This is a genomic window from Erwinia sp. GW821-FHT03D09, assembly GCF_059420805.1.
In genome coordinates this window covers 1-880 of the sequence record NZ_JBWKUK010000047.1, presented here as the reverse complement: position 1 = coordinate 880, position 880 = coordinate 1, and the positions used below count along the sequence as shown (strand labels likewise).

Below are 880 nucleotides of genomic sequence, written 5' to 3'. Positions count from 1 at the left end.
AGAGGGTTAGCCTTGAGAAATATCAGCCTTTCTTTGTCCCACTTGCTTCCATAGATGCGAGGTTCTTTATTGTTCATCTCATGGTTCATTCTGCTTATATGATGCAATAAAAAACCGCCCGGAGGCGGTTATAGAGAAACAACAGACACTCATCCTTGATTTAATCACTCAATTACCAATTACCTTCTTCGTAATCAAAAGCAATAAAGTAGTCAAACTTACTCATATCAATTCGGCTTTTGAAATGTTCCTGAAGCAATGCAATCCATTCAGGCATCACAACAAGCATACCATTGTTGATATTATCTTCCAATGGAACTCCGAGTCGTTCAATGATGGAAGCGTCATCACCAAAATCTTTTGAATAATCACTACCAGCGAATGACTCGTCTTTTTTACCAAACCATTCCAATCTCAATTTCAATCCCATAAATTCCTCTCAAAGATATTTTGCAATATTACGTTTCGGTGGATTTGTTTTTACAATTTGCTTACCAGTTTTTGGATCATATGACGCGATATATTCACCATCGCTTGCTCTATACGCCTCCAACTCACCATGCCTGGAATCCCATTCATAGATCTTCCTTCCCTTGTCACCAGACCAACGCTCTCTGGGTCCAGCTCCACCCTGTTTTGGAGTTTTAGGTTTCATTTTTTTCAACTCACCCAACCCATTAATGTTTTTTGTCGTGGGAGCTTTGTGATAATGCTGCCCATACTCCTTAGTGCCTTTGCGAGGTTTTTTCTTTTCCTCTTCAAGATTACTTTTTTGCTTTCTCTTTCTGCTTGCGGCTTTCCAGAGCTATCGCTAAGGCCTTTTCCGTTGATGCTATTTTACCCCGGGCATCTAAGAGGCGCTGCCGTAACTTATCGTACT

The 880-nt window shown here is 40.6% G+C and carries 2 protein-coding genes; both read right to left on the bottom strand.

Annotated features, from left to right (window positions below; genetic code table 11):
- Nucleotides 1-172: 172 nt before the first annotated feature.
- Nucleotides 173-430: a colicin E3-like toxin immunity protein gene (locus tag AC07U6_RS22230; RefSeq protein ID WP_494762251.1), complete on the bottom strand. Its 258-nt coding sequence runs from the start codon at nucleotides 428-430 to the stop codon at nucleotides 173-175.
- 9 nt (nucleotides 431-439) lie between these two features.
- Nucleotides 440-655: a colicin E3/pyocin S6 family cytotoxin gene (locus AC07U6_RS22225; protein ID WP_494762250.1), complete on the bottom strand. Its 216-nt coding sequence runs from the start codon at nucleotides 653-655 to the stop codon at nucleotides 440-442.
- Between the last annotated feature and the right edge of the window lie 225 nt (nucleotides 656-880).